This is a genomic window from Streptomyces sp. NPDC004610, from assembly GCF_040609715.1.
Lineage (GTDB): Bacteria > Actinomycetota > Actinomycetes > Streptomycetales > Streptomycetaceae > Streptomyces.
In genome coordinates, this window is the sequence record NZ_JBEXLA010000069.1 from 1 (window position 1) to 24854 (window position 24854).

General features: G+C 68.7%; 17 protein-coding genes and 1 pseudogene. 10 read left to right on the forward strand and 8 right to left on the reverse strand.

Features of this window, described 5'->3' with window-relative positions:
• Nucleotides 1-391 precede the first annotated feature (391 nt).
• The 6 genes from ABZX40_RS40375 to ABZX40_RS40400 all read left to right on the forward strand — a co-directional run bounded on the left by ABZX40_RS40375 (nucleotide 392) and on the right by ABZX40_RS40400 (nucleotide 8246).
• On the forward strand, nucleotides 392-2785 hold the full coding sequence (locus tag ABZX40_RS40375; RefSeq protein WP_355750600.1) for a Helicase associated domain protein: 2394 nt from the start codon (nucleotides 392-394) through the stop codon (nucleotides 2783-2785).
• A gap of 109 nt (nucleotides 2786-2894) precedes the next feature.
• Nucleotides 2895-3911: a hypothetical protein gene (locus ABZX40_RS40380; RefSeq protein WP_355750597.1), complete on the forward strand. Its 1017-nt coding sequence runs from the start codon at nucleotides 2895-2897 to the stop codon at nucleotides 3909-3911.
• Nucleotides 3912-3998: 87 nt separating this feature from the next.
• Complete coding sequence (locus ABZX40_RS40385) at nucleotides 3999-4958, forward strand: hypothetical protein (protein WP_355750595.1); 960 nt, start codon at nucleotides 3999-4001, stop codon at nucleotides 4956-4958.
• The gene (locus tag ABZX40_RS40390) at nucleotides 4955-5995 is read left to right on the forward strand and encodes an ImmA/IrrE family metallo-endopeptidase (RefSeq protein WP_355750592.1); all 1041 of its coding nucleotides are present in this window, start codon (nucleotides 4955-4957) and stop codon (nucleotides 5993-5995) included. The genes ABZX40_RS40385 and ABZX40_RS40390 overlap by 4 nt, the downstream gene beginning before the upstream one ends.
• Before the next feature lie 150 nt (nucleotides 5996-6145).
• Entirely contained in the window at nucleotides 6146-7168 is a 1023-nt protein-coding gene (locus ABZX40_RS40395) for a hypothetical protein (RefSeq protein WP_355750589.1), read from the forward strand.
• A gap of 427 nt (nucleotides 7169-7595) precedes the next feature.
• Nucleotides 7596-8246: a hypothetical protein gene (locus ABZX40_RS40400; RefSeq protein WP_355750586.1), complete on the forward strand. Its 651-nt coding sequence runs from the start codon at nucleotides 7596-7598 to the stop codon at nucleotides 8244-8246.
• Nucleotides 8247-8439: 193 nt separating this feature from the next.
• Here ABZX40_RS40400 and ABZX40_RS40405 read toward each other — a convergent pair.
• The 8 genes and pseudogenes from ABZX40_RS40405 to ABZX40_RS40440 form a co-directional block, all read right to left on the reverse strand.
• Nucleotides 8440-8879: pseudogene (locus ABZX40_RS40405) on the reverse strand (NUDIX domain-containing protein).
• Nucleotides 8880-9005: 126 nt separating this feature from the next.
• Entirely contained in the window at nucleotides 9006-10952 is a 1947-nt protein-coding gene (locus ABZX40_RS40410; protein ID WP_355750583.1) for a DUF3732 domain-containing protein, read from the reverse strand.
• A gap of 21 nt (nucleotides 10953-10973) precedes the next feature.
• Complete coding sequence (locus tag ABZX40_RS40415) at nucleotides 10974-11462, reverse strand: three component ABC system middle component (RefSeq protein ID WP_046911498.1); 489 nt, start codon at nucleotides 11460-11462, stop codon at nucleotides 10974-10976.
• A 3-nt stretch (nucleotides 11463-11465) separates the two neighbouring features.
• Entirely contained in the window at nucleotides 11466-12692 is a 1227-nt protein-coding gene (locus ABZX40_RS40420; RefSeq protein ID WP_355750580.1) for an ABC-three component system protein, read from the reverse strand.
• Between the two features lie 191 nt (nucleotides 12693-12883).
• Nucleotides 12884-13444: an XRE family transcriptional regulator gene (locus ABZX40_RS40425; RefSeq protein WP_355750578.1), complete on the reverse strand. Its 561-nt coding sequence runs from the start codon at nucleotides 13442-13444 to the stop codon at nucleotides 12884-12886.
• Nucleotides 13445-13454: 10 nt separating this feature from the next.
• Nucleotides 13455-15626 (reverse strand): helix-turn-helix domain-containing protein, encoded by a 2172-nt coding sequence (locus ABZX40_RS40430; protein ID WP_355750575.1) that lies wholly within the window; start codon nucleotides 15624-15626, stop codon nucleotides 13455-13457.
• Nucleotides 15627-15852: 226 nt separating this feature from the next.
• A complete protein-coding gene (locus ABZX40_RS40435) occupies nucleotides 15853-16704 on the reverse strand; it encodes a hypothetical protein (protein WP_355750572.1) in 852 nt (283 codons plus the stop codon).
• Between the two features lie 138 nt (nucleotides 16705-16842).
• On the reverse strand, nucleotides 16843-19152 hold the full coding sequence (locus tag ABZX40_RS40440; RefSeq protein ID WP_355750569.1) for a Helicase associated domain protein: 2310 nt from the start codon (nucleotides 19150-19152) through the stop codon (nucleotides 16843-16845).
• Between the two features lie 193 nt (nucleotides 19153-19345).
• Between ABZX40_RS40440 and ABZX40_RS40445 the strand changes: the two genes are divergently transcribed.
• The 4 genes from ABZX40_RS40445 to ABZX40_RS40460 all read left to right on the forward strand — a co-directional run bounded on the left by ABZX40_RS40445 (nucleotide 19346) and on the right by ABZX40_RS40460 (nucleotide 24763).
• Nucleotides 19346-20359: a TniQ family protein gene (locus tag ABZX40_RS40445; protein ID WP_355750602.1), complete on the forward strand. Its 1014-nt coding sequence runs from the start codon at nucleotides 19346-19348 to the stop codon at nucleotides 20357-20359.
• A 240-nt stretch (nucleotides 20360-20599) separates the two neighbouring features.
• Nucleotides 20600-21346, forward strand: coding sequence for a TnsA-like heteromeric transposase endonuclease subunit (locus ABZX40_RS40450; protein WP_355750566.1), 747 nt, complete (start codon nucleotides 20600-20602; stop codon nucleotides 21344-21346).
• Entirely contained in the window at nucleotides 21334-23727 is a 2394-nt protein-coding gene (locus ABZX40_RS40455; protein ID WP_355750564.1) for a transposase, read from the forward strand. Before ABZX40_RS40450 ends, ABZX40_RS40455 begins: the two co-directional genes overlap by 13 nt.
• A gap of 115 nt (nucleotides 23728-23842) precedes the next feature.
• Nucleotides 23843-24763, forward strand: coding sequence for an ATP-binding protein (locus ABZX40_RS40460; RefSeq protein WP_355750561.1), 921 nt, complete (start codon nucleotides 23843-23845; stop codon nucleotides 24761-24763).
• Nucleotides 24764-24854 lie beyond the last annotated feature (91 nt).

The following is a 24854-nucleotide window of genomic DNA, read 5'->3' on the forward strand; positions in this document are numbered from 1 at the left end:
GGTAAACCTCCGCTTCGCTACGGTTGCTTGACGGAGTGTTCGTTGGCGGCCGGCTTCGCTCGGCCGCCAACGAACCGGACTGCTTCGCAGTCCGGTTGGGCAAGTCCGCTTCGCTCCCCTGCCTGAGGCTTTACGGCTTCGCCTCCAAGCCTGGCCCGCTGCGCGGGCGGCTGGCTGCAGGGCTGGCGGTGCTCGGGGGTTGGGTGTCCGCTCGGCATATACTCAGATGGGGCTGTTCTTCCAAGCCCGCACGATGTGGATGGTGTCCCTGTCATAGTGGGGTGGAAGTCTGGGTTCTGCGGCAGTCTGCAATCAAAAATGTACCCGGATAAAGTCCACGCTGAGCGGGTAGTGCCTCTACCGGGTGCCCCGGGGTAAGAGGTGATGCGTTGTGGCGACCCGGTGGAAGCTTCGACCTCATCAGGTCGAAGCTGTTGACGCGGTGGTAAGGGCCTTGGGGCGCGTCCCTGATGAGGGATCATCGGGTGGGGTACGGGCCCAGGTTGTTGCTGCGACCGGCACCGGGAAGAGCCTGATCGCGGTCCACGCGGCGCGGGCTCTGCGTGCGCGACGGGTTCTGGTTCTTGTTCCCACGCTCGGACTGTTGGTCCAGACGGTGTCGGTGTGGCGGGAGGCGGGGCGTCGGGGTCCGATGTTCGGTGCTTGTTCACTGTCAGGTGAGGACACGCAGGTTCTTCAGTGCACCACCGACGAGGCGGAGTTGGTGGGGTGGGTCTCGGGCCTGGATTCGGTGACGGTCTTTGCCACCTACGCCTCGCTGGGACTGGGGGTGCTGGAGCGGAGTCATCGCGTGGGGCTGGGGACGTGGGACCTCGTGGTGGTGGATGAGGCGCACCGGACGTCGGGGGCGTTGGGGAAGGCGTGGGCGGGGGTTCATGACGATGGGCGGGTGCCGGCGCTGCGTCGGTTGTATATGACGGCGACGCCGCGGTTGTGGGAGGTGCCGGATCGGGAGGGTCCGGAGAGGGGTGGTGAGCTGGTTGCGTCGATGGACGATGAGGCGGTGTTCGGGCCGGTGGTGTACCGGCTGTTGTTGTCGGAGGCGATCGAGCGGGGGCTGATCGCTCGTTACCAGGTGGTGTGTGTGGACATCGCGGATCCTGGTTTGCCTGTGGTCGAGCTGGTGGGGGGTGCGGGCAGGACGGCGCGGGTGCGGGGGGCGCGGCTGGCAGCGTTGCAGACGGCGGTGGTGAAGGCTTCGGCGGAGCGGCAGTTGAGGAGGTTGCTGACGTTTCATTACCGCACGGGTGAGGCCGAGGCGTTCTCCAGTGGTCTTGGTGCGGTGGCGAAGGAGTTGCACGAGAGCGATCCGGGTCTCTACCCGGGTGCTGATGGGGTGTGGGCTGACTGGCTGTGCGGGGAGCACAAGCCGGCGCATCGGGGTGCGGTGCTGGCAGGTTTCGCGTCGGAGCCGGAGGTTGATGCGGGGGCGGCGTGGGTGCGGGTGCTGTCTTCGGTGCGGGTGCTCGGTGAGGGGGTGGATACCAAGGAGTGCGATGCTGTCGTCTTCGCCGATGTGCGGGGGTCGGCGATCGACATCGTCCAGGCGGTGGGGCGGGCGCTTCGGATGCAGCCGGGGGAAGGCAAGGTGGCCTCTCTGGTCGTTCCTGTCTTCCTCGGTCCGGGTGAGCAGCCTGACGAGATGCTGGTGTCGCGGGCCTATGGGGAGCTGGTGAAGGTCCTCGCGGCACTTCGGGCGCACGACGCGCAGGCCGTGGAGCAGCTGGCCGCTCCCCAGGTGGCCGGGGGCCGGTCGGCCGGCGAGGTGGTGGAGGTGCCGGGCGAGGTGGGCAGGGTGGCTGCGGAGCTGTTGTCGTTCTCCCGGCCTCGGGATCCGGCGCAGTTGGCGGCGTTCATCAGTCTGCGGGTGTTGCAGCCGGAGAGGCAGTTTTGGAGGCGGGGTTTGGCGGCCACGCTGGCCTACCGCAGTGACCATGGTGATCTGGCGGTTCCGTATGAGTACCGGACTGCGGACGGGTTCGCTCTGGGGGTGTGGATCGCCCGGCAGCGCAGTGCACATACCCGCGGGGAGCTGAGCCAGGAGCGGGTGGGGCAGCTGGAGGAGCTCGGCATGATCTGGTCGCATGCCGAGGTCGCGTTCGCCGAGGGGCTGTCCGCGGCACGGGAGTGGGCGGCCGAGCACGGGCACCTGCTGGCGCCAACCGATGCCATGTGGGAGGGCTACGCGGTGGGGGTGTGGCTGAAGAACCAGCGGGCAGCCGCGCGGCAGGACAAGGGCGAGCAGGGGGCGGGTGGGCTGAGTGCGGCTCGGCGGCGTGCTCTGGAGGACATCGACCCGTCGTGGTGCCCCTCATGGTCGGTTGCCTGGCAGCGGTGCTTCCACCTCGCTCGCATGCATGTCCAGGGCGGACAGGTACTGCCCGAGCAGCCGGGACAGGTAGTGGTCCAGGGCGAGGACCTGGGGCGGTGGGCCGGCGGACAGCGGCGTGGCTGGGACAGCCTCGAGACGGCGCAGCAGTGGCTGCTGCAGGAAGCCCTCGGCCTCGGCCCGTTGCTGGAGGGTGAGCGGGATGTGGCGGCGCCGCGGCGTACGCGGGCGCAGGTGTGGGCAGCCAATCTGGCTGCTGCCCGTCAGTACCGGGAGCGGGAGGGGCATCTGGAGGTGCCCCACCGGCATGTCGAGAAGGTCGGCGGGGACGAGCAGGCCCTGGGGGTGTTCATCGCCAACAGTCGCTCCCGTCGGGCGCGGCTGTCGCCCGAGCGGGTGTCAGAGCTGTCCGAGCTTGGGATGCGTTGGGAGTAAAGCCGGGCTGATGGGACCGGCTCGGCTCGGGTTGGATTTAACCCTCGGTGTAGGTGTGGATGTAGCCCTCGGGTGTGGTCGCGGTGCGAGCCGGAATGTGCAATGCCCTGTGCTGGAAGGGCCCCTTGGCGTACGGTTCGCCCATCAAGGGGGGGTACCGGCTATTTCCGTATTCGACGAACTGCACGAACTCGGGTGCTTCGGCCCCGCGTGTCTGGCCCTGGCCGGCAAGCTGGTGTGGCAGGAAGCACAGCGCTTTCCTGTTCTGGAGCCGCAAGCTGGCTGGCCGAAGGCCGATGAGGAGGATCTGCTGGGTGAGTTCCTGGTAGATCGCCTCCAGGCGGTCACCGCCAATCTCCTGGCTCTGGCCACCGACGATGACAGTGTCGGACGATTGCTGCGGACATCGATCCGGCGCTGGTTGATCGACCAGGCCCGTAAGACTGCGCTTGGTTCGGTCAGGCGCTCGCTGGAAGAGGTGCTGACGGACTGCAGTGCCTTCGAGGCGGTGCCGCCAAGCAAGGCAGGAGCCGGCAGGTGGCGCTTGGCCGGCACGACGGTGCAGCCCTGGTCCGGTCCCCCCGGCCCGCTCGTCGACGCCGCGTACGCCGTGCCGAACATCAAGATCCCGAAGTGGAGCAGCGAAACGCGTCGTGCCCCTCTCGCTGACCGGAAGTCACTGGAAGCCGTGATCCGTGCGGTCTTGTCCACCGCTGCTGGATCGATGGAGGTCGCCCAGCTGGTCGAGGTGTTCATCGCCCGTTTTCCCGTGGCGCTGGATCCGAGAGTCCTCCCGCTCCCCGACGATGCGGGATCGCAGATCACCGCCCGTGCGCACGCCTCCCCGGAGGAGATCGTGCTTGCTCGCGACGACGAGGCCGGTGCGGCGTCTGCCGCGGCACAGATCGTGGCCATGCTCAGCCCCCAGGAGCGGGGCATGGTCGCGTATCTGGAGCGCCCGGGAGAGCTTCAGGCGTTTTTGGGCTGCGGCCGGTCCCAGGCGTATCACCGCGGAACATGTCTGAAGGAGAAACTGCAGCAGCTCGTCGGGAACGGAGACGGGCACGAGGTACGTTCGGTGGGGTCGGAGGTGATCCGGCTGTGCAGCGAAGCGGCGCAGACATGATGAGCGCGGCCGGGGCCGGACGTCCTGGCCGGTATGACGTCAGTCGATGGTGGAGGCCTGCTCAGTCGATGGATGCGGGAGGACACCATGAGTGACTCGAAAGTACCGCAGCGGTTCCTGGACCTGGCCCGAAAGATGCGTGGGCCGCATGCTCTGTCGGAGGCAGGGCTGAGGGAGCGCTTCGGTGATCCGGCTCAGGCGGAGATCAAGGCTGGTCAGGTATGGCGGGCACGCTGGGACGAGGTCAGCATGCTTGTGCTGGTCCTGGAGGCGGGCGCCCGTGAAGTGAACGCCGTCCCCGTCACGATCGACCCGCCCGGTGAGGATGAGACCAGCGTGGTCGTGGAGGGGGCACGCACCGCGTTCGGCGTCGAGGCCACCGTGTGGGCAGGGCTGGTCTCCTGTGTCCCTGTGCGCGTGCTGGAGCGTGTGGTCGATGCTTGGGACGAGGACATCGTGGGGTGTGCGGCGGCCCGGGCCCAGGGTCGGCCGGTGCCGGCCGCGGCAGGGGTACGCCAGGGACAGATGATCCGTTCCGCCCTGGAGCCGGACGCCGAGACGCGAGCGGGCCTCGCTGATGATCTGGAGCATCTGCAACATGCGCCCGGTCTGCCGGTTCAGGAGAGCGGACGGCCTCCCGGGACGTTGGCGTCGCTGCTCGGCGACCGGTTGGACTTGAGGACGCTGTGCTCTGTCTTGGAGATGCCGCAGCCCGAGGTCATGAAACTGCTTCGCGGCAAGGCTCCGCTGCCTGCCGACCGGATCGGTGCCATCGCCTCGGCGACCGGACTGAGCGCAGAGCAGATCGCCCGGACGGTCCGTCCCCTGCCCGCCGATCTCGTCCAGGCCATAGAGCACCCGCGGTGGCGCTCGGTATGGGTACGCCGCGCCCGGCAGCTGGAGATCAGTGAAGCCCAAGCGCGTCTTTGGGGCAGTTACGGCGCCTTCGCCCTGGCCGCTCGCGAGACAGGCGGTGGCGCGGCCGACTGGGACGCCCGTCTGCGGCAGTTCCTCGGCGGCGAGGACACTACGAAGGGCGGCGCGTGACACGGCGCCGGTTCGACCAGGAGGCTCCGCGTCAGGCGGAGGCGATGATCTCGGCTCTTGAGCGGCTGCACCCCGGCGCTGTGGAAGCGCTGCGTGCCGATCCGCTGGCCGAGCTGGGCCGCTGGACGGACGTCCAGGTGTCGCTGGAGGCCGCGTCGGACGGCGGTGGCCGGTGCTCGGTCGCCGGCAGCTACCGGTCGCAGACCGATCCCCCCACGCTGGTGGTCGGGGCGGCCCGCTCACATCGGCGCCGCGGATTCACCGGCCTGCACGAGCTGGGCCACCATCTCCAGCAGACCGACCCCGAGCTGGGGCAGCGCCTGTTCGACTGGGAGGACTCCGAAGCGTTCGAGGAAGCCGCATGTGACGCCTTCGCCGCGCGCATCCTCGTGCCGGATGCGCGGATTGCCGCGGACGTACGCCGCCGCGGGCCCTGCGCCGATGATGTGGTCGCCATGTTCCGCACCTCCCGGGCTTCGCGCGAGGCGTGCTGCGTGCGTGCGGCGCAGTACCTGGCCGGCGGCGGTGCGGTCGTCCTGTTCGACGCTGGGGGCCGGGTGCTGTTCGCCGCGGCTCACGGCATGATTCCGCCGGCTCGGGGCTCCGACCAGTCGGGCACCCCGCTCCTGGCCGCGGCCCTGGGGACCCGCGCCACGGTGGAGCACGACAAGACGTTCGTGCTCCACCGGTCCGGCCAGCAGAGCGATCTGCTGTACGGGCAGGCGGCCTGGTGTGATGAGGACTATCTGATCGCGGTGCTCGCCGAGGACAGCGTGGCCTGGCGTGCTTTCACAGCGCCGCGGCCGCGGACGGGGAGCTCCCGGTTCGGTTCCTGGTGGGAGTGCGAGACGTGCGGGGAGACGTTCAAGATCATCGAGCCGGGGTGTGCGGAGTGCGGGGAGCCTTCGTGCGGGCAGGGGCACTGTGGCTGCACGGCTGCCAGGAGGCTGAGCGACCGTGCCTGCGAGGAGTGCTTCATGGTCCTGGCCCCGTCCCGGTTCGAAGGTGCGAGCACGGTCTGCCGGGACTGTTCCTGACCTGATCACAGTCGGGGGGGGAGGGGTGCCCGGACGATCTCGGCGGTGTGACGTCAGAGGAGGGTGAGCCGCCGAGTGACGGCTCCGCCCGGGGAAGGTCCCGGGCGCTGTGCGGCGCTCGGCGCCCCTCACCTGAACGGACACATCTTCATGGGATTTACCGAGGACATCCTCAACGACATCCGCGGCCAGATCGACGCCCACCCCGAGCCGCTGGCGCAGGCCCGTACGCGGCTGGACCTGGTCTGCTCGAGCGCGATCGGCTTCACGGGCGCACTGCGGACCTACCGCAGTGGTTCGCTGCCCCAGCACACCTTCATCCACCCGGTCGGCGACGGTGACGGCGGAGTCGTCCTGGACCGGCGCGTGTATCCGCGGCTCGGGCCGGACGGGGGCGGCGAGACGCCGGCCGCCATCACCGGCGAGCTGTGTGCGCTGCTGGGCCCCGCGGTGCGCAAGGTGTACCCGAAGGCCCGGTGTGGCACCTCCAAGCGCGGTCCGAAGATCACGTTCGGGGAGCCGGTCGACGATCAGGACCCGACGGTGGATCTGGTCGTGGCGCTCACTCGGAAGGAGGGGGGCGGGCTGTGGATCCCGAACCTGGAGACCGACCGGTGGGAGGCGTCCGACCCGGAGGGGCACGTCGCGCTCTTCACCGGCGGGACGCAGTCGATGCGCCGTACCCGCCGCAGGGTGGTGCGTCTGCTGAAGGCGTGGAACAAGCAGTACTCCCAGCCGGGCTTCTCCTCGCACAACCTGACGGTGTGGGCGTGGGAGTTCGTCGAGCCGGGGATGGGCGTGGCGAAGGCGCTGGCCACGGTGCTGTCCGAGGCTGCGGCCCGGGTGGAGTCCGGTACGGCGACCAAGGACCCCCTCGGGGTCTCGCCGAACGTGAAGCTGCTGGTGGGGCGTGAGGCTGCGGCCCGGCGGCTGCGCGGGGCGGCGGACGGCGTGGCCGAGGCTCTGGCGGTCGACGACGACCGCGAGGCGGTGCTGTCAGCGCTGTCGGGGGTGTTCTACCGGTACGTGGACGCCCCGGTGTCCGACAGTTTCGCGGGCAAGATCTCGGCGCTGCGGCAGCCCGCTCCTGTCACGACGGTAATGCTGGGGCTGAGCGGGCCGGTGGCCGAGGTACGGCCCACCCGGGCTTACGGCGCCGGGCATCAGGCGTGAGGCGTCGGCCTGCCTGGCGTGCGCCGGCCTGGTTCGCCAGGCCGGCGGCCCGTATCGCCTTCCAGCGCCGCCTGGCCGCCTGCGGCCAGGCGGTCAGGGTCATCCCGCCTCCGCGCCGCTTCCGCGGTGGCTTCGCGCTGGCTGTCCAGTTGCGGGTCGCGGACGTCGTCGAGCAGACGGTCTCGATCGTGTTCGGCCCGGGGGCCCCCGACGTGCCGCACGTGTACACCGATGGGTCGCCGGAGTCGCCTCACCGGTATTCCGATGGCGCTTTGTGCATGTGGTACCCGTACGATGCGCCTGAGCAGCGCTGGGTCCGTGCGGACGGGCCTGAGGCCTTGCTGGGGCAGGTGGTGGCCCATCTGCTGCGTGAACAATGGTGGCGTAGCACGGGTGAGTGGGCCGGCCAGGAAGCTCCCCACGGCCCGTGAGCGGCGTGCCCGGTATCGGTTTGGAGGTTGTCATGACGCCCGTGCAGATGGCGGTTGCGCCGTCGGCTCCTTCTGTGTCGGCGACTGCAGCGGTGCCTTCCGCGGCGCCCGCGGCTCCTGCTGCGGCCGATACCACCTCGGTGTGGCCGGCCGTGGTGTCCGGGGCGTTCCTCGCCGCCGCGCTCACCGCGGCCATCAACATCTGGCTTGCCCGGCGAAAGAGCCGGGAGGAGGAGATCAGCAGGCTCCGGACCGCCTTCGCCGAGGCCTTCGCCGCCCACAGCGCCTACAAGGAGATGCCCTACGCCATCAGGCGGCGCCGGTTCGACGCCGCGGCCGAGGAACGCGTGCGGCTGTCGGAGACGTTGCGGGAGATCCAGGGCAACCTCTCCTACCATCTCGCCTGGACGAAGATCGAATCCGAAGCGGTGGGCCGTGCCTACGCCGACCTCGTCCAGGAACTACGCAAGACGGCCGGATCGGCCATGCACGCAGCGTGGGAAGCGTCTCCCATCCAGAGCGACACAGCCATGAACATCCCGCCGGCGCAGATCGACCTCAGCACGCTGCAGACGCTGGAGGCCGCCTATATCGCTGCCGTGCGGGAGCACCTGCACACACTCAAAAAACCGTGGCGACCCTGGTAGAAGCATTAAGCCATGCCAGGCGTATGGCTCCACCACGGCCTGTGGGGTCCGGGGCGTGGCAGAGATGGTCTGCACGCTGTGGTCCGGTTGCGGCTGGCACGCCCGCAGCACTGGCTTGCGAGGTAGGGGAAGGCCGCCAGGGCCGGCGCCGTTCGAGTCCGGCACTGGTTGGCGTGGTGAGGTGCTCGAAGACTCAGAATGAAGTCGCCTCGGCTCCGAGGGTCGCGGTGCTGATAGCTCCCCTCAGCACATGGGCGATCTCCTCGGGCTTGAGGTCGATGCCGTTGAGCCCCTCCAGGGTCAGCGGAATCTCCTCCAGCGCGTACTCGCCGCGGCCCTTGGCGCAGAACTCCGGGCCGGTGCGGTCCTCGAAGGACCAGGTCGCGATGCGGGCGAGGTAGAAGAGCTGGCGCTCGTCGTCGGCCTCCACCGTGTGGAGGAGGCGGACGATGTCGGCCTTCCCTGCGATCTCCTCATGGATCTCCCGGTACAGGGCGGCCTCCCGGGACTCGTCACCGGGCTCGACACCGCCGCCGGGCAGGACCCAGTACACGGGGAGGCCCGGCCGGGTGCGGCGGATGGCCAGCATCGTGTCGTCAGCGTGACCAGGACGGCACGGACTCGTTCGATCACTTCGGTTCGTCCCCTTACTTGTCGGCGGTCTCGGTGCAGCAGCCGGCCGTCGTCGACCTCAACGCGCTGCCCCGTGATAACGAGACAGGGAGGGCCGCGAGATGCGAGGAGGGAGGGCTCAGGTCGTCACTCGGCGGAGATCCAGTCTGTGGGAATGAGGGCGACGCCGCCTCTCCAGTTTTCGACGACTCCCTGCTGGAACCAGTCGTCGCGGAGGTTGACGTGGTCGCAGACGATGACCTGGAGAGCTCCGCCGTTCTGCTCTACGGCCTGGGAGATGAGGGCGAAGTAGGCGCGGACGGCTTCCCAGTCGGCGTCCTCGACGGTGACCGCGTCGTGCACCTCCTCGGGGAAGAACGCCTGGGTGGGCTGGTCGAGCATGAGGAAGCCCGGGACCGGACGGTTGTGGCGGTGCAGGTAGGTGTGCAGGGCGAGGTGGGCGACGAGGTGGTAGCCGATCCAGTTCTTGGCACTGCCGATGCGGGTGAGGGGGAGTCGTCCGGCGGGGGTACGCAGGACAACGTTGAGCAGGGTGGGGCTGATGCGGACCTCTTCGGCGGTGTCGGCGTGCTCGAGGCTGAGGGTTCGCGCCCAGGTGGTCATGAGGTCGGCGACTTCGTTCAGCCGGTTCTCGGTCTCGGCGCCGACTTCGTCGGCGTCCACGAGAAGCTGAAGGGCTTCGGCCTGTTCGGTCAACCTGTCGCCGTGCCGCAGGAGGTCGCCGAGGTCATCCTTGCCCTGGGGGCTGGTGCGCTGCAGTTCCTGGAGGATGCGTCCTTGGACGTGGGCGAGGTAGGTGCGCTGGTCCTGGGCCTGGCGCAGTTGCCGGTCGCTGGCGTTGAGGGCTTCGAGGGTGGCCGCGTTGTTACGCAGGCTTGCCTGGATCTCGCGGGTCTGTGCTTCGAGTGCTTCGAGGTGCTGGTTCCGGGCCGGCTGCAGTGCGGCCAGATCGTCCAGTTCTGTCTCGAGGCGGCGGGTGAGTTCCTGGAGGTCGGAGACTCGGGGGTCTGGGATGGGGAGGTGCTGAGAACACAGGGGGCAGGTGTGGGCGTCGCGGTCGTGGGAGGCGTCGCCGAGCAGGCCGATGGGCTTGAGGCGGCTGAGCTGGACGTGGAGTTCGCCGGTGAGGGCGGTGCTCTCTTCCTTCCAGCTGTCGAGGATGGTGCGGGAGTTGTTGATCTCCTGGAGCTGGCTGCGCAGGGCGCGGCGTTCGGCGGCGAGCTGTTCACGCCTGGTGTCTGGGCCGGAGACGAAGGAGGCGTCAGGGACGGCGTCGAGGGCTTGGCGCAGCAGGGTGTCGAGGGCGGTTGCGGTGGGAGCTTCGGGGACGGTGTCGATGAGACCTGCGTCGGCTGCCATGCGTGCCAGGGCGACGCGGGGGGCTTCGCCGCCTTCTACTCGGCGCCGTGCCTCTTCGATCTGCTTGTTGACCCTGCGCAGGGCTTTGTTCAGTTCGGCGAGTTCGTGACGGCGGGCTGCCTGTTCGGGGCCTGCCGCGCCGAGAAAGTAGGGAAGGGTGTCCTTGATCGCCTGGGCGATTCCCTGCTCCCCTTGGCGGTGGAAGAGGAGGTTCTGGTTGGCAATCTCGTTCTGCTTCTGCAGGCACAGCAGGACGGCCTGGGCGATGGAGACGTCGAAGGCGTGGCGGCCGGCTCCGGCGGGGGGCTGGAAGCGGAATTCCTCGATGCCGATACGGGCGCTGAGCTCGGTGCGGATGGCAGTGGCGTCGGCGTTGACGTGCATCTGGTCTGCCGGGGGGATGTCGAGTGTGTGGTCGCCGAGGACGAGCATCGCCTTGTTCGTGGAGGCGCCCTTGGGGGCGGGGCGGCCCAGGAGGAGACGGGTGGGGCCGATCTGTACGAGGAGCGCGTACCAGGCGGTGGTGTTGGTGATGACGCCGTCGGGAAGGGTGAAGGTCTGCCGGCCGAGGCAGTACTCGACGATGCTCAGGACCGCGGATTTCCCGGTCTCGGACTCTCCGGTGAGGATGTTGAGGGTGCCGGGGCGGAAGCGGACGACGCGGGGGTCGGGGCGGCCGTCTCGGTGGTAGAGGGCGAGGGCGATCAGGTGCATGGGGCAGGGTCCTTTGTCGGGTCAGGGCCTTACGCCCAGCAGCGTGAAGAGGGTGGCGGTGTCGGTTGCGGCGAACCAGCGGCCCACGAGAACCGCGGCGCGTACGCAGGTGGCGGCTTCGCCGGCGGGCTGTGACGAGTCGGGCTTCGCGGGTTTGCGGGTGGCCCGCAGGCCGCCTCCGGTCAGCGCCAGGGTGCCGTGGCGGATGCCGAAGCGGATACAGCCTTGGGTGTAGGCGTGCAGAGCGGGTGCGCGCTGAGGGAATGCTGCGCGGATCATGGTGTTGTCTGCCAGCCATCCGGCGAGCTGGGTGCGGGTGTCTCGCGGTAGGGCGCTCCGGGAGTCGGGGGGCAGGACCAGCGGCAGGACCAGGAACGCGGACGGCCAGGGCAGATGGGATTCCGGCTCGGTGGCGGCTGCGGCGTACGCGGCAGCACTGTGGCTGAGGATGTAGGCGCCGAAAGCAGGGTTAAGGAGGGCCGCTGCTTCAGGAAGCTGGGTGGTGGTCATGTGCTACTCCCCCTTCGTCTGCGTGCGCGGGGGTGTCTTGAGCAGGTCCTCGAAGTGGGGGTGCCAGCCCAGCGGCTTGGGTTCGTTGCGGGCGTTGTCGGCGAGTGCGTGCAGGGTGCCGCGGGCGATCCACCGTTTGCCGAGCTGGCGGAGTTTGATGTCCTGCGCCGCGGTGAGGGTGGCGTCGAGGATGGTCTCGCCGACGGCCTGGGCGTCGTCGCCTTCTTTGCCGGCGTCGAAGCGGTCGGCGTACTTGGCGAAGATGAGGTTCCATTCCTGGCGCAGGTCGCTGTCGAACTGGGTAAGTTCCCCGGGGGTGACGTGATGGTGGTAGAGCCAGCGTGAGCGGTGGGCCCAGGCGTGGTGGTACTCGCCGATGTGGGCGCGGATGCTGCGGTTACCGAGGCCGATCAGCTTGAGCTGTTCGACGAAGACGTGGCCGGTGTACTGGGCGATCTCCTGCTCGGTGAGGTCGTCGAGGCTGTCGACGACGGGCAGGGCGGTGTGGGTGTACTTGCCGGAGACGTAGTCGATCTGAGTGCGCAGTTCCTCGGCGCTGACGGACATACGCCGGCCGGGATTGGCGTGGTCGAGCATGTCGAGGGACACGTTCCACCACCAGCCTTTCAGTTCCTCGAGGATCGCCTGGCTCTGCTCGTCGTTCTTCCAGATTCCGATCACTTCGCGCAGCGTAGAGTCCACCTCTGACACTCGCGGCGCGGAATCGTCGAGGACGATGGCGCCCACGAGGGCAGCGCGCGTCGAAGCGGTGCAGGCCATGAACCGGGATCGCCAGGGCAAGGTGGTTTTGCCGCCGTCGGGATCGCTGGCGATGGCTTCGAGTTCTGCCAGTGCAGCGGTGACATCCCGGGCGTCGTGTCTGAGTTTGGCCAACACATTGCCGGGCGAGACGGTCTGTGTGGTGACGAGCCGGAGCATGGGAAGCTGCCCCGTCGGCAGGTGTTCGAGCGCGTCGCACCAGGAGTTGATCGAACGCCACAGGTCGGCACTGGTGGACCCCAGTTCGCCGGCGTGTCCGTGGTGTTTGGACTGGACGAGCTCGACCGGCGTGCCGTGGCGGAGGAGGTCGATGTCGTCGAGCATCTCCATGCGGAGCTCGGTCTGCGGGTCCCTGAACCATCGGCGGGCCAGTTCCACCAGGGCCCATTCGCACTGGTAGAGGTATCCGACCATCTGGCCGGCCGCGGAGTGCGGCATCTTCTGTGTCACGATTGGCGTAATGATAGTTACACACGGTCATGCTAGGCAAGGAGAGTAGCTCTTCTCCCCAAGGGGGATTCTTCGGTGCGAAGTGCGGTTCCGCTGACTGCCACCAATCTGTGACCACGGGCCTGTCTTGGCGGCGCCTCTCGCGCTGCGGTTCAGTTGCCGGGGTGGTGCCTCGTCCTGTGCTGGGATGGTCAGAGGCCGAACTCGATGTGCTGGACGTCGAACAGACGCACTTCCTCCAGGCTCCCGGCCCGCGTCCCATGGTTTTGGAAGTAGGTCTCCTTGAGTCCTTCGGCAGCGATCTGCTGGAGTTGGTTCTCAGTGGCGCCCTGCTCCTGTGCTGTGAACAGGCGTTCGGCGAAGCGCGGTGGCAGCGCCACGGTGAGGTGGCGTTCGCGGGCCTCGTCCGTGGTTCCGATGGGCGCGCTGTAGCCGAGGCGGCCCTGGACGTCGATGACGAGGCCGCTGCTCGTGCCGGCTGTCTTTCTCGCTTGCGCCTTCACGCGGGGCTGCCATCGCTTTTTCACCTCGCCCGACAGGCGGCTAGCGAGGTCCGGGCGCGGTTTTTTGAGTTGGTTCTTGATGTACCGCTCGACGGTGCGCTGGGAGATCCCGAGGGCCTGGGCTGCGGCTTTGGTTCCTTTCAGCTGCTTGACCAGGTAGCGCATCTGGGCGCCTGCGCTCTTGGGTGCTGGGCGTGTGACGGCCTGTTCTAGTGCGTTGTTGAGTCCCTCGCCGACCGACTTGGTCATCTTTGGTGTCCTACTCCCCTGTGTCGGCGGTGTTGACGTCGCCGGTCTTGATGTAGCGGGCCAGGTTCAGCTCCGGGGCCTGGACGCGCTCGCGGAGCTCTTCGGCCCACAGGGTCGTCTGGGTGCCTTCGTGCTTGACCATTCCGGGTGACACTCCCAGCCGGAACGACCCCGGTACCGCCTTGCCCGCGTCGTCGTAGGGCAGGACGTCGAGTGGTGAGGGTCCGTCGGCCGCGTAGACAGCGCAGTCGGACAGTACGGCGACCGGGTAGCGGCCGGTGGCGCCGGCCAGTGCCACCATCTTGCGGTGCATGCCGATCCGGGCGCGGGAGATCACGACGGCGCGGATGTCCGGGCGCCACGTCGGGCGGGTGAGAGCCGGCCAGGGCTGTCCCGGCCGCCAGCCTCCGCCACGTGCCTTCTCCTGGAACTTACCGATGCCGTTCTTCACCGTGGACTTGATCGCATCCAGGACGATCGCCGCCTGCGGGTCGCGCTGCTTGTAGCCGTCCATCGCCACGAGCAGTTCCTGGGGTGCCAGGTCTTCGGTGACGCCGAGGTCGGCCATCGTCGACACGTAGGCGTCGCGCAGCCGCTTGTACCAGCCGTCGAGGTAGCGGCCCGATTCTGCGCGGATCCAGGCTTCGAGGGGGGCGACGTCGTAGCCGAGTTCGGCGGCGTAGGCGACGGTCGGGGTTGCGTACCAGGCAGGCCCTTCGGGGCGCTCGCCGGTCGGAGTGAAGGGGCTGGGGAGCAGATCGCCGTCGAGGGTGTGCCACTGCTTGCCGACCTTCACACGGGACAGGTCGACGTGGGAGAGGTCGACCAGCCAGGAGCCCGGGGTCTTCGCGTCGAAGGCGGGGTTGGTGACGTGGGCGGGCGGGGTGGCGAGGCCGACGATCGCGCCGTTGGCGCCGGCGGCGAAGGCCATGTTCACGTCGAAGCCGACGAGATAGCGTCGCATGCACTCCTCGTCGGTGAGCGGGCGCGCCCAGTCGTAGGCCTCCTCGACGAGTTTTTCTGCCGGGGTCCGGATATGAAAGCGGGGGAGGTGGGCGAGGACGGGGTGGCCGTCGGTCGCCTCGCATGGTGGTGGGTCCATGGGTTCCTTGCCCAGAGATCCGGGGTTGTGTTCGCTGTGCCGCTTGCCGGTCTCGTCCGGGGCGGAGGCCCGGGTCGGTGGGTGCAGAGCGGTCATCAGCTCCAGGCCGGTGACGGCGGTGGATCCTCGTGGGGTCATGACGCGGGTGGCGTATGTACCGAGAACGGCGGCGAGTTCGGCAGGGGGGAGGTCTGAGGCGTGGCCCCAGCTGCGAGTGTCGAGCGCGTTCCAGGACGGGATGCACAGCTGGACGCAGGAACGGCGGCCGCCCTGGGCGGGGCGGTAGATCCGTGCCCAGGGGCCGAGACCGCGCTTCGTCAGCTGCCACTGCGCCCGGGTCAACTGGGCGATCGCCTTGTGGGCGTCCGGCAGACGCCCCGCGAGACGCTCTTCGTCGGTGAGCTCGGCGGGCAGGCCGAAGCGCTCGAGCGCGGCCCGGGTCAGGACGAGCAGCGGGTCAGCGTCCTTACCCGAACCAGTCAGCCGCTCCGCACCCAACTGCGCCTCCGCCAGCGTCCACTCCACCAGCAAGGGCAGCGTCTTCACGGGCACATCCAGGACCAGACCACCCGTGCAGTACGCGAGGACCTGACCCTCATCGTCGACGTCGATGACGGCCAGCGGCCCGTTCACGAACCTCGGGTCGACAGCGACGGGCGCAGTGGTCGCCGGCTTCGAAGCGGCGGCCTTCTTCGCGCCCGGGCGCCGCAATGCCGTCGAATGAGCCCCGGCCGCCGGGCCGAGCTCCACCTCGAGCCCCCGGGACTGCTCAACTAGCGCAGCGGGAGACGCCGGAGCCGGGGTTGGGGCCGTGGTCGTCTCCGGCGCCGGGGCGGGATACTTCTGCGCCCACCCCTCCAGCAGACGCTGATACGGCGCGCGGCGCGGGGGCCGCGGCTCGCTGCGGCCCGCCTCCCAGTTCTTCACCGTCTGCGTACTCGTCTCCAACACCTGCGCGAGCTGCGCCTGCGTGACCCCGGCCGCCTCACGCAGCCGCGCCCGCTCTACAGGGGCTGGCATCGCCGGCTCCCCCGCCAGCAACGCATCCACGGCATCGAACAGCTCATCCTGGGTCGGCATACCCCAAAACCTAGCAGATTTACCTTTGAATTTATCCACGAATTTGCGACGCGTGAGAGTGGATCCTCTCCCTGCCTGACGTTCCCGTACCTGCCTGGTACCGATGGCACGTCGGCCCCCTGCCGGTTCCTGATGCTTCAGGAACGAGGCGAACTCCGGGGCCCGGCTGCCGCCGCATGTGGTTGAGCCGGCGTCCGTACCGGTCGAAGAAGCCGCCCCCTGCCGTCTAGGACCGTGCGGCCGGTGTGATGTGGAGGGCGTTGAGGGGCTGCCGGGATGTGGCGGGCAGGACCTCGAACCAGCTCTGACCGTCGGCAAGGTACCGTTCTGCGCTTCTCCAGTAGCGCCAGCCCAGGTCGACGAAACAGTCGATCGTCCGGTCGGTCGCCCCGCGGGCCAGGCACTGGCGGTGGATCTCGCAGCGGTCCAGCCGCTGACCAGTGCTCTCCAGATGGGCGAGCGCGGCCGCGGCGGCCCGGCGCAGCGGGCTGTTGGGCACCCATCGGTCGTCCATGTGGCGGGTTGCTGTCATGGAGCTGGGCTGGGCGTCGAGCAGACAAAGGGTCGTCACGGTGATCTTGCGGTCAGTGGACCAGCGGTGGAGGTCGATACGGACAGGCCGTGGGATGAGGTCGGCGAGTGTCTCGTAGGCGGGAAGGACGTGGTCACGGGGCGCGCGGCCGGCAGTTGTATCGGATGTGATCGCGGCCAGGCGCTGACGGGCGAGGGCGATCGGTTCACCTTGGTGCCAGAGTGGGAGCAGTTCGATGTCCTCGCTCTGCAGGGAGTCGCGGCCCTGGAACTGGAAGCTGATGCCACGGCGGTTGCCGCGCAGGGCCTGACGCATAGGGGTGTAGCTGTCGCGGCCGCCGAAGAAGGCATTGAGGGATTGCTGGGTCCAGCGTTCGTCAGTGGTGTGCTGGACCACGACGTCGATGTCGCCGACCTCCAAGGCTCCACGGATGTAGGACCCGAAAAGGTAGATCTCTGTGACCAGGTCGAGTGGCCATGCGTTCTGCTCCAGTCGTTCGAGCATCTCGTTCAGAATCGTGGTGGCCCGCTCGCGCTTCATCTGCATGCCTTCTGCTCGATGCGACATCTGGTACCCGAAGGGCCAAGACCTTAGCGGCCGGCGCCGACAACGACTGACGAGTCGGTGGCCAAGGCGGCTTGAAAACGGCCGTGGCCGGCGACGACGTGGTCTGCCGTCGGTGTCTCAGCGGCGGATCCAGCGCATGTCGAGTGCTTCCAGCGCGTGGCGTTGTTCGGGAGTGAGGCGCAATGGGTCGCGGCGTTTGTCGGCGATCCAGGGCCCCAGGTGCAGCCCGGTGTCGGGGCAGAGGTAGTCGCAGGGGACGTCGAGATGCTGGTGGCTGCGCCAGAAGGCGCGTGCCGCGCGCAGTCCTCTGGCGAAGGCCCACGCCGCGTGGCCGCGGGGGCGGCGCAGGAGCAGGGCCAGGGGGTGGCGCAGCGGGAGGGCGCCGAGGAGTTCGTGCTGGTCCGGGTGGAGGGTGGGCAGGGCGTCGATCTGTGTGTCCAGCCAGCGGGTGAGGGCGGTCTCGTCGGTGTCGGGGCGCAGGTCGGGAAAGGGAAGGCCGCCGGCGCGGGCGGCTGCCAGGGCCTGGGCGTAGGTGTGGTGCCAGCGTTTGGGCCAGTAGGTGTTCCACCAGGGGTAGATCTCGTTGAGGGCGCGCCGGTAACCGTAGGGCAGGGTGCGTTTGTTTGCTTCGCGGCGGCGGTCTGCGATCCAGCGCCCGAGACGGATTCCACCGAAGGTTTCTTCGGCGCGCGGGGCGAGGTGGCCGTGACGGGCTTTGTAATCCCGGGCGATCTGCAGCTTGTACTCGATGCTGCTGCGGGGGTGGGGCCAGATCATGCCGAGAGCATCGAGCTGGTCGATGCGTTCGGGCAGGAGCATGCGGTTGATGCGCAGGGAGCGCTGCCGGCCGAGCCACCAGCCGAGGTAGAAGCCGTCGGAGCCGAGATAGCGGCTGGGGACGTCGAGGTGGCCGTAGGTGTCGAAGTAGCGCTGGGCGCTTTCGAATCCGATCTGCCATACCCGGTTGGGTACTCCGGTGGCCTGGAGGTCGAGCAGGGGGATGATCTCGTCGGCACGTTCGGGCCGGGCGGCGACTCCCGGGTTGTCCTCGTAGTCGCGGGACAGGGCCCAGTCGACACGGTGGATGACGTGCTCGTCGTAGGTGCTCAGGGCGATGAGGATCTGGTAGAGGAGGCGGTAGCGGGTTCCTTTGACTCCCTCCTCAAGTTCCTGTCCGGGTTCCATGAAGACGGGGACGATGATGGTGGAGATCTTGTTGTCGCCGGGGTTCTGACGCAGCGCGCGGCCGACAGCCTGAGTGATGTCCAGGGAGCTCTGCTTGGAGTCGGCGAAGAGGACCGAGTCGGTGCTGGGCAGGTCGATGCCCTCGCCCAGGCAGCGGCAGTTGGTCAGGACCGCTCTGTGAGGGGCCGCGTCGGGGCTGGGGCTGTTGACCGGGACGGACCCGAAGGTCTCGATCATCTTCCTGCGGACAGCGGGAGTCTGGTCGGCGTTGACGGTGCCGACCAGGAGAGACGCCTGCGTCCCGGAGGGCATGAGCGCTGCTGTTTCGTGAAGGGTCTCGGCGAACATGCCGGCGGAGACGATGAGGCGGTGGAAGGTCAGGGTGCGCCGCAGGTCGTACAGGTGCTGGGCGCGCAGCAGCGCGATCTGGGCGGCCGCCACGCGCAGGCCTTCGGCTCCGGCCGATGCGATGGAGGCGTACCTCAGGACTCGGTGCAGTTCGGCGTCGCTGATCTCGACGGCGACGATGCGGTAGTCCGCCAGCAGGCCCTGGTCGATCGCTTCGGCGAGGGAGATGCGGTAGACGACGGGGCCGTAGAGGCTGTGGTCGTCCATGGAGGCCACTTCGCACCCGACTGAGACCTGGGAGCCGGCTTTCTCGTCGAAGACGCGCGGGGTGGCGGTCATGTAGAGGCGACGGCGGGCGGGCAGGACGTCGTTGTCGTGGATGACGCCCCAGGCTTTGTGAAGGTTGCCGGCGGTGCGGTGGGCTTCGTCGGAGATCACGATGCCCCAGCGCGGCAGGTGGTGATCGCGGTGGGCCCGGGCCAGGTGGTTCAGTGACTGGTAGGTGCAGAAGACGTTCACCGGGCCGTCGGTCAGGGAGGCACGGCGGGCGAGTTCGCCCGGGTCGTGGACCATGGCGAGAACGCCGCGCAGCGAGCGGACGTGGGTGTCCTCGCGCGAGCAGTAGCCCAGGTAGACGCCCTGGCGGCCTTCGCTCTGCCAGACGGCGGCCGTCTGCTCGAGAAGGTCCAGGGTGGGCATCACGACCAGGACGTTGCCCTGGGGGGCGGTCTCCTGGACGGTGTTGAGGGCGACGAGGGTCTTGCCCGTGCCGGTGGCCATGACGACGCTCACGCGGGGAGCGCCGTCGGTGAACTCGTGGACGCAGGCGTCGACGGCGAGCGTCTGGTGGCCGCGTAGTGGTGTTCGAAGGCCGTTGCCCGTCAGCGTGGCCACGATGCCCTCCCGGCAGTGGATCGTCACGTTGCGGATCAAGGTTCAGACCCGTGCCGTGGAGGTTGCTGGGGTGTTGCCGTCGGGTTCACCCGAAGGAGTTAAGGGCCCTTGACCGGGCTGTGGGGCGGCTGGCGACGATAGAACGCAGGTATGCGGGGCGGTCGCGGAAGAGGGGGCTGGGCTGGTGCTGCAGATGCCAGGGCTCTACGGTCCGCGTCAGCCCCTGCCGATGCGCATTTCGCCGTTGCCCGGCGAGTCGACGGGGTCGTTCGTGAACCGGCTGGCGCACGCCAACGGGCTGGAACTCGCGGACTTCCTTCAGCGCGTGGGCCAGGACACGGGATCATCGTCGGGTGATGCGGCCCGCGTGGCGAAGTACCCACAGTGCACGGAGATGTACGTGAACGGACCGGGCCTTGAGTATCTGGCCGTGCTGGCCGGTGCACCGGCGGCCGTGTTACGGCGGGCGCTGCCCGGGCTTGCGCCACGTCACCGGCTGCCGGGCGACGGGGACGCGGTGTGGAAGTGGCCCTGGCAGCCGCCGGAGGGATATCTCGTATGCTGCTGCACGAGATGTGCGGAGCTCCGCGGGGTCAGGGAGCCGGCCTGGTGGCTGACGTCGGACAGCTGGCGGGTCTGTGCCCGGCACAGGCGGTGGTGCGACGACTCCAGGACGCAGCCGCAGGGCGGGCTGTCCCTGCAGGAACTCCCCGAGGTCGTCGACGCTCATCTCGAGCGTGCCCGACTACACAGGGAGTTCGGCCGGTCGGGTGCGGAGCTGTTCGCCGACGCCTTTCAGGTGACAGCAGAATGGTGGCGGACAATGCCCATGGTGCTGCGCTGGGTCCACCGGGCGTGGGCGTGCGAACTGGAAGACCGCAGCACCCGGGCGATGCCACTGGTGATCTACCCGGAAGCGGCACGCCTCGCGCAGCAGATGGCCGAGTTCGAACAGTCAGACGGCCGAGACACTGACGCCCGCGCCCGATGGCTCGGCAAGGTCGAGGCGCTGATGGTGTCGTGGGAACTGGACGTCCAGACAGGCAGGAGCCCGCTGCTGGACTGGCTGCACCGCCACCGGGCACAGGCTGACCCGGAAGCACAGCCGGCAGCCGAGTCCGGGCGGGGACGGTTACCGCTTGCCCCGGGGCACAGCCGGCTCACCTCGCCGACAGGGCCGCTGGAACAACGCTCATGCCTGTCCTAACAGGGTGCGGAGCGCTATGGCTGCCTGGGCTGTTGCGGTACTGCTGGTCGCCAGGAAGAGGCAGGGGAATCAAGTGCTGGAAACCTGCCTGTTCTACCCTGATCGGTCATCGCCATCGCAAGGGCAGCTAGCGTGTGGTTTCGCCACCCGGTCTACGCCCGGGCAACGGTGGGCGCTGGAGGAAAAACTGGCCGGGCAAGTGCGCGGGGCCGGGCTGCGGCGCAGAAGGCGGTGGCCTGCGTGAGCGCGGTGAAGATCCCTGGCGCACTGCTGGACGGCGAGGCAGGTCAGGGCGTCGTAGCGCTCTACCGCGAGCCCTACGGGCCGGTGCGTGCGTGCCGCGCGACAGCGCTGCGCGGGTTGGCCCTGGAGGAGTTCGGGCCGGTGAGCGAGCCGGTGCCGTACCGGGGCCGCAAGGGCATCATCACGTACTGGCCGATCGAGACGCGGGAGCAGACGGTGGTGTGCGGCAGCCTGCGGCAGTGGCGGCAGGCTATGGAACTCGACTTCGAGCCGCAGTGGGTGGCGTTCAGCGCCAGCCCGGTGGAACTGAGGTGGCAGGCCGGTGGGCGCGAGCGCCGCTGGCGGCCGGATTTCGTGGCGCGCACCGCCGATGGGGTACGCGAAGTGCTGGTGCTGAAGCCGCCGGGCAAGCAGGACGTGCCTGCGTCGAGATCTCAGATGCTCGCGGAGGTGGCCCGGGAGGCAGGCTGGCGGGTACGTCAGGTCCGCGAGCCCTCAGGGGTCCGCGGACGGAACCTGGCCTGGCTGGCCGGCTACCGGTTTGCCTGGGGTGATGAGGAATCCCGGGGGCGGGCTCTACTGGAGGCGTTCAGGTCGCCGAGGGGGCTGCGGGCGGGGGTGGCGGCAAGCGGACTGGACAAGTTGTCGGGGCTTGACCTTGCTTATCGGCTGCTGTGGCAGCGGCGGCTGCTGTTCGACGGTAAGCGGCCTCTGTTGCCCGATGCCGAGGTGTGGACAGCCTGAAGGCCGGAGAGGGGCGCGTGGCGATGACGGGCAAAGGCGGGCGTGCACAGTCGCTGTCCATCGGGGCACAGGTGCGCTGGCAGGGGCAGGAGTGGGAGGTGGTGGAGTGGCGGGGGTCTTTGGTCACGCTGGTGGGGCAGAACGGCGAGGAGTCACCTCGCGCGGTGTCGTACCGGTGGCTGGTGGGAGCGGACGACTTCGCCGTTCTCACCGGCGGTGCAGCGCAGGCGGTGAACGGAGCGGCCCGTAGGGCGACGGGGCTGCAGGAGGGACGGGAGGAGGAGGCCGCTCTCTGGCAGGCGCGCATGGTGGAGATCGACACCGGTTGGGCGCCGGGCCGCAGCGAGCGTGCGCAGGGGTTCGGGCCGGAAACGACGCTGGCCCAGAGGTGTGCTGCGATGTCGGCGCGGATGGCGGCTGAGGGGCTGCGCTGCTCCGCCCATACTCTCGCTGACAAGCGGCGTAAGTGGAAAGCTGCTGGGGAGAACCCGGTCGTTCTGCTGCCTGCAGCGCGGGAACGACGACCAGGGGGCTTCACCGATCCGCGCTGTCTGACCGCCATGCAGGACGTCGTGGCGCGACGTGCGAACGATTCGGACGTGACCATCGACCTGATCCGTGAAGAGGTCGAGGACCTGCTGCACGCGCGCCATGGCAAAGAGCTCGGTGGCCGGGCGGCCGTGGCGGCTCTGTTGCCTTCCCGGTCCACGTTCTATCTGCGGATGAAAGAGTCCGGACTGGCTGATGTCCTGGACCTGCCGACTCGCGGCCGTGCTGCGCTGGCCTCCACTCCGCCGCTGCCCCATGGCGGGCGTGAGGTCGTGCTGCGGCCGGGGCAGGTGACGCAGGTCGACACGACACCGCTGCGGATCCTGGCCCGCGGCGACAACGGCCGGCCCACCGCCACGGAGATGACCACGCTGATCGACGTGGCCGGTCACAGTCTCTGCGCGATGATGATCACTCCCAGCCGGCCCAGGGACGCCGAGAGTGGGCAGGCCGGCCAGGCGACCCGCGCGATCGATCTGACCTTGATGCTGGCCCAGGCTTTCGCGCCCTGGCCCGTGATGCCCGGCTGGGACCCTCTCAGCGCGGCTGCTGCCTCGAGTCTGCCGTTCGAAGCGCTGGCGGCGGCGGATGAACGGTTCACGGAGGCGACCGCTGCCCGCCCGGTCATCCGCCCCGAACTGATCGTCTACGACCAGGGCAGTCCGTATGTGAGCGAGCACTTCACCGAGGTCTGCGACCGGCTGCGTATCGCCCGCCGCCCCGCGCGCAAGAGGACCGCGTCCGACAAGCCGATCGCCGAGCGTTTCTTCATCACCCTCGCGGTCCGCTTCAGTCAGTACGTTCGGCACGGCTGGCAGGGCCGCAGCCACAGAAAGCGCGGCCGCGGCATCGACCGCATGCCGCTGTTCACCATCGCGGAGCTTCAGCAGATGGCCCAGGAATGGGTGGCGCTAGAGTACCAGCAGAACCCGCACTCGGGGATGCGTGATCCGTTCCGCCCGGGCATCATGCTGTCCCCCAACGACATGTATGCCGTCCTGGTGGCACGCAGCGGCTACCGTGCCGTACCGCTCTCCCCTGCCGAGAACCGCTTCTTCCTGCTGGCGCGGTGGGTCACTCCTGGCAAGGGCGGATTCATGATCAACCGCCGGACGTATCAGCCCGTCGCGCAGGACGCCGGGCATTACCGGGAGATCCTCCTGCGCGGCAAGTCGAAACTGCCCGGCCGAGGCGGCCAGTGGGAATGCCGCTTCAACCCCTACCGCCCCGAGCGGGTGTGGCTGTACGACCACACCACGGACACCTGGGTGACCTGCGATTTCCGGCTGCGGCACCTGTTGACCGACCCGTGGACTGCGGACATGTGGCGCGAACACGCAGAGCAGCACCTCGTATCCGGCAACAGCAAGCAGGACGAGGAAGCCGTCGCCCTGTCCCTGGCGCAGCGCGACCGGCGGCGGCGCTCCTCGAAGCCGCCGCCCAAGCGCACGGGAAGAGAACCGATCTTCCAGGGACTGGAGCTGGAGACCGAGGAACCGCCCCGGGATCCCTACGCGGAGCTGGAGGAGTTCGACCTGTCGACGCTGCGGCCCTATCCGGCACAGCCCATCTCTCCCTGGTCCCCTCCGGCCGCGGACGCTCTGCCGGCGCTGCCCGCAGGCGCAGGTGGCACAGAGACGTCGCAGGGCGGGCGGGACCCGCACCCGCTGGCAGCGCTCTTCCCCGACGACGAAGGCGACCACTTTGCGGACGGCGCCGTGGTCGAAGATCCGGACGATGTCTACGAGGTCGTCGAGGCGGAGCTCGTCGACGACGTCGATCCGGATGGTGATGTCGGTGGCGAGAGCGAGGGCGACGTGTGGGAGGTGTAGACGACCGGCCACAGCCGTGCGAATCCCGGCACCACGTCAGCCGGCCCCGAGCGGGACGTCCGACTGTGGGCCGGCCTGTGAGTGCAAGGCCGGACCGCGATGAGAGAGAGGTGTGATGAAGGCATCCGTCGAACTACGCAACAAGCGTGAAGCGCGTCTGCATCAACAACTGCAGGACACCCCTATGCGGCCCCTGCCGCTGTTCCAGCTCACCGGCTGGACGCACTTCGTCGACGAGGATGTGGTCCCGCCCGCTCTGGCGCCGGACAGTCCTCCCGCCGCGAACAGGAAGGAGGACGAACGGGCCATCGCCTACCACCGGCATCTGCGCATGGTGCCCACCGATGCGATGACTCACATGCAGGACATGGTCGTCAAGGCGGTCCAAGGCAACAGTGGACGCCGTGACGGGCTGATGGACCACGTCATCGACGGCCCCTCGGGCACAGGCAAGACGTGTCTGCTGCGGGCGATCGGGCGCACCGCCCAACGAGAGATCGAAACCGCCATGGGCGGCAGGCAGGCGAACACCATCCCGGTCGTGCACATCACCACCCCCGCCGACCCCGAGCCAAGGGTGAACTGGATCTGGGAAATCGGCTCCTACCTGGGTCTCAACCCCGAGCCGAAAAGCCTGGCCGAGGTTCTGGAGATGCGCCGCCACCAGGACGTAACCCTGCCGGTCAACTACGTCCTCGAGACCGCACAGACCCGCCTGCTCCTCATCGACGACATCGACCGCGCCTCCCCCCAGCACCTGGCGAACGTCCTCCCCTACTTCGACTACCTCCGCAACAAGCTGGGCATCTCGCTCATCTTCTGCGGCACCGGCGCCAGCCACCGCCTGCACCAGGCCCGCATCCTGGCCCAAGACCTCACACGGGTCAGCGAGGAAAACCGGGTCCGGCTCGAACAGGCAGGCCGGCCAGCCGAGCCCGTCTCGCCCTCCCCCACCCCGCTGCTGCCGGTGACCTGGCTACACCCCCTGCCCCTGGGCACCAAAGCCGAGGAACAGGAGCTTTTCAGGCGCGTGTGACGGCGGAAGTGCAAAGCTCCCCGCAGGCGGTCTGATCGGCTCCCCGCAGGCGGACATGGAATGTCCCCGCTGATGGACGCGTGATCCCTCT

Bases quoted from the DNA above. Each gene is read 5' to 3' on its own strand.
- ABZX40_RS40425 (WP_355750578.1), bottom strand. From the start codon at position 13,444: ATGACCAAGTCGGTCGGCGAGGGACTCAACAACGCACTAGAACAGGCC.
- ABZX40_RS40415 (WP_046911498.1), bottom strand. From the start codon at position 11,462: ATGACCACCACCCAGCTTCCTGAAGCAGCGGCCCTCCTTAACCCTGCT.
- ABZX40_RS40410 (WP_355750583.1), bottom strand. From the start codon at position 10,952: ATGCACCTGATCGCCCTCGCCCTCTACCACCGAGACGGCCGCCCCGAC.
- ABZX40_RS40445 (WP_355750602.1), top strand. From the start codon at position 19,346: ATGCCAGGGCTCTACGGTCCGCGTCAGCCCCTGCCGATGCGCATTTCG.
- ABZX40_RS40435 (WP_355750572.1), bottom strand. From the start codon at position 16,704: ATGCAGATGAAGCGCGAGCGGGCCACCACGATTCTGAACGAGATGCTC.
- ABZX40_RS40385 (WP_355750595.1), top strand. From the start codon at position 3,999: ATGAGTGACTCGAAAGTACCGCAGCGGTTCCTGGACCTGGCCCGAAAG.
- ABZX40_RS40460 (WP_355750561.1), top strand. From the start codon at position 23,843: ATGAAGGCATCCGTCGAACTACGCAACAAGCGTGAAGCGCGTCTGCAT.
- ABZX40_RS40395 (WP_355750589.1), top strand. From the start codon at position 6,146: ATGGGATTTACCGAGGACATCCTCAACGACATCCGCGGCCAGATCGAC.
- ABZX40_RS40430 (WP_355750575.1), bottom strand. From the start codon at position 15,626: ATGCCGACCCAGGATGAGCTGTTCGATGCCGTGGATGCGTTGCTGGCG.